Origin of the sequence: Streptomyces sp. 13-12-16 (genome assembly GCF_002114215.1) — a bacterium.
Taxonomy (GTDB): domain Bacteria; phylum Actinomycetota; class Actinomycetes; order Streptomycetales; family Streptomycetaceae; genus Streptomyces.
The window spans coordinates 18450-21105 of record NZ_NCTE01000151.1 but is presented as its reverse complement, the minus strand read 5'-3'; the positions used below and the strand labels follow the sequence as shown (position 1 = coordinate 21105).

At 74.4% G+C, this 2656-nt stretch carries 4 protein-coding genes and 1 pseudogene; 3 read left to right on the top strand and 2 right to left on the bottom strand.

Going from position 1 to position 2656, the window contains the following annotated elements:
* Window positions 1-173 precede the first annotated feature (173 nt).
* Window positions 174-680: a CGNR zinc finger domain-containing protein gene (locus B7767_RS07185; RefSeq protein ID WP_085571409.1), complete on the bottom strand. Its 507-nt coding sequence runs from the start codon at window positions 678-680 to the stop codon at window positions 174-176.
* Window positions 681-793: 113 nt separating this feature from the next.
* Here B7767_RS07185 and B7767_RS07180 point away from each other — a divergent pair, with 113 nt between their 5' ends.
* Both B7767_RS07180 and B7767_RS07175 read left to right on the top strand, forming a co-directional pair.
* Entirely contained in the window at window positions 794-1153 is a 360-nt protein-coding gene (locus tag B7767_RS07180; protein ID WP_085571408.1) for a VOC family protein, read from the top strand.
* A gap of 22 nt (window positions 1154-1175) precedes the next feature.
* Window positions 1176-1568 (top strand): VOC family protein, encoded by a 393-nt coding sequence (locus B7767_RS07175; RefSeq protein WP_085571407.1) that lies wholly within the window; start codon window positions 1176-1178, stop codon window positions 1566-1568.
* Between the two features lie 172 nt (window positions 1569-1740).
* Here the strand turns inward: B7767_RS07175 and B7767_RS07170 are convergent, their stop codons facing one another.
* The gene (locus B7767_RS07170; RefSeq protein WP_085571406.1) at window positions 1741-2100 is read right to left on the bottom strand and encodes a MerR family transcriptional regulator; all 360 of its coding nucleotides are present in this window, start codon (window positions 2098-2100) and stop codon (window positions 1741-1743) included.
* Between the two features lie 55 nt (window positions 2101-2155).
* Here B7767_RS07170 and B7767_RS07165 point away from each other — a divergent pair.
* A pseudogene (locus B7767_RS07165) lies at window positions 2156-2656 on the top strand (alkene reductase); the annotation flags it as partial.

The following is a 2656-nucleotide window of genomic DNA, read 5'->3' as shown; positions in this document are numbered from 1 at the left end:
CGGCACACGGCCGACGCCACACCGCCGCACCCCCAGCGGACCCCGCACAGCCCACTGCGGCCCGGCAGCGCCCTATAGGGGCGCGGGACCGTACCGACCGTGCGGCTACCGCCGCGCGGGCGCGACCGGCCACGGCGGCGCGGCACACGGCCGACCACACCCGAGCGGAGCGTTCACGCCCCCTTCGCCCGGTAGCGCCGCATCTTCGCGCGGGCCCCGCACACCTGCATGGAGCACCAGCGGCCGCGTCCGGCGGGGCTGCGGTCGTAGTACGCCCAGAGGCAGTCGTCGGCCTCGCAGGCCTTCAGCCGGTTCCAGGTGCCCGCCGTGACCGCCTCGGCGACGGCGGCGGCGATGCGGGAGAGCAGGGCCCCGTCGTCGACGGGGGCGAGTGCGGCGGAGCCGTCCACCGGGTCGACGGTGACCACCAGGGGCGCCCGGGCGAGCAGCTCGCCGAGCGGGGTGACCTCGCGGTGGGGCGGGTGTCCGGCGTGGGCGAGCAGCGTGGCGCGCAGGGACTCGCGCAGTTCGCGGGCGGAAGCGGCGGTGTCCTCGGTGAGCCCGAACGGCGCACGGCCGTCCGCCGTGTCCAGCGCGTCGGCGCCCGACTCGACGTCCAGCGTGTTGACCAGGGCCTGGACCAGGGCCAGCCTCCCGGGCGGAGCCGCTCTCTCACTCATGCCTGGACGCCGCCTCTCCCTTTTTAATCCCTTGCGACGTTACCTCCGATACGGGAGCATGCGGTAACGGTTACTGGTTACCCGGCTCTGACGGTAACAACAAGGAGGAAGTCATGTCCGTTGCCAAGGTGGGCGCCGTCGTCCTGGACTGTCCCGACCCCCGCGCGCTGGCCGGTTTCTACGCCGGGCTGGTGGGCGGCACGGTGGTGGACGAGGGCGAGTGGGTGGACCTGAAGGTGGAGGGCGGCCCGACGCTGGCCTTCCAGGCGGCCCCGGGGTACGTGGCGCCGGAGTGGCCGTCGGCCGACCGCTCGCAGCAGTTCCACCTGGACCTGACGGTCGAGGACCTGGACGCGGCCGAGAAGGAGGTGCTGGCGCTGGGCGCCAGGCCGCTGGACACCGACGACCGCTCGCGGACCTTCCGGGTTTACGCGGATCCGGCCGGGCACCCGTTCTGCCTGTGTGCCTGCTGACCCACTGACCCCTGGAGGATCCATGGCCCCCGTGGCCCGTCTGCGCTCCGTCGTCCTCGACTGCCCCGACCCGCGTGAACTGGCCGTCTTCTACGCGGCCGTCGGCGGTGGCACGCCCGTGGAGGAGGACCCGGACTGGGTGGTGCTGCAGATCCCCGCGGGGCCCCGGCTCGCCTTCCAGCGGGCGCCGGGGCACACCCCGCCGGACTGGCCTAGCGCCGACCACGACTCCCAGCAGTTCCACCTCGACTTCGACGCCGGCGGGACCTGGGAGGAGCTCGACGCGGCGGAGGAGAAGGTGTTGGCGCTGGGGGCGCGGGTGCTGGACCGGGAGGACTACGAGAGCAAGGACTTCCGGGTGTACGCCGATCCGGCGGGGCATCCGTTCTGCCTCTGCCGGATCGAACAGCCCTAGGAGGGACGTCCGCATCCTGCCGGGGTTCCGCCCCCGGCACCCTCCTCCGTCGTGCGGCGCACGGCACCGGAGCCCGCCCGGTCCGGCCGCGAGGCGCCGCTGCCCGGAGCCGGCCCGATCCGGACGGCACCCCCGGCCGTCCGGGTCCACGACGGTCGCCGTCGGCGGCGGATCAGCGCGTGCGGGCCGCCTCGATCACCTCGTCCAGGGTGTCCCGGGAGCGGACCAGGTCGGTGATCATCCGGTCGATGCGGTCCCGCTCGGCGACGAGGTCGGCGACCAGCTTCGGCGTGGCGACGGCCGAAGGGCCGCCGTCCGCGTCCCGCATGCAGGGCAGGAGCCGCGCGATCCTGTCGCTGTGCAGACCGGCCGCGTACAGCTCCTGGATCCGGACGACCCGGTCGACGGCCGCCTCCGGGTACTCGCGGTGTCCGCCCGGCGTCCGCTCGGCCGTGAGCAGGCCCTGCTGCTCGTAGTAGCGCAGCGACCGCTCGCTCACTCCGGTGCGCCGGGCCAGTTCGCCGATCCGCATCCGTCCCACCCCCGGGCTTGATTCTGACATCAGTGTCAGGTTCTAGCGTACGGCCATGACGCACACGCCAGCGCTCTTCGAACCCGCCCGGCTGGGCCCGCTCGCCCTCCCCAACCGTCTTCTGATGGCGCCGCTGACCCGGAACCGCGCCGCCGCCGACGGCACCCCGACCGAGCTCATGGCCGCCTACTACGCCCAGCGCGCCTCCGCGGGACTGATCATCGCCGAGGCCTCGACGCCCAACGCGGTCGGACAGACGTACCCGAACATCACCGCCATCCACACGCCGTCGCACGTGGCGGGCTGGCGGCGGGTCACCGACGCGGTGCGGGACGCCGGCGGCGGCGGGATGTTCCTCCAGCTCCAGCACGGCGGCCGGGTCGGCCATCCCGCGACCAGCGGGCTGACGCCGGTGGCGCCCTCACCGGTGCCGCTCCCCGAGACGGTCGTCACGCCCGGCGGGCGCCGGCCGGCCGTCGTGCCGCGCGAGATGACGGCCGCGGACATCCGGGCGACCGTCGCCGACTTCGCGAAGGCGGCCCGCAACGCGCTCGAC

Coding starts and splice junctions, on each gene's coding strand:
- B7767_RS07185 (WP_085571409.1), bottom strand. CDS start 680: ATGAGTGAGAGAGCGGCTCCGCCCGGGAGGCTGGCCCTGGTCCAGGCC.
- B7767_RS07180 (WP_085571408.1), top strand. CDS start 794: ATGTCCGTTGCCAAGGTGGGCGCCGTCGTCCTGGACTGTCCCGACCCC.
- B7767_RS07175 (WP_085571407.1), top strand. CDS start 1,176: ATGGCCCCCGTGGCCCGTCTGCGCTCCGTCGTCCTCGACTGCCCCGAC.
- B7767_RS07170 (WP_085571406.1), bottom strand. CDS start 2,100: ATGCGGATCGGCGAACTGGCCCGGCGCACCGGAGTGAGCGAGCGGTCG.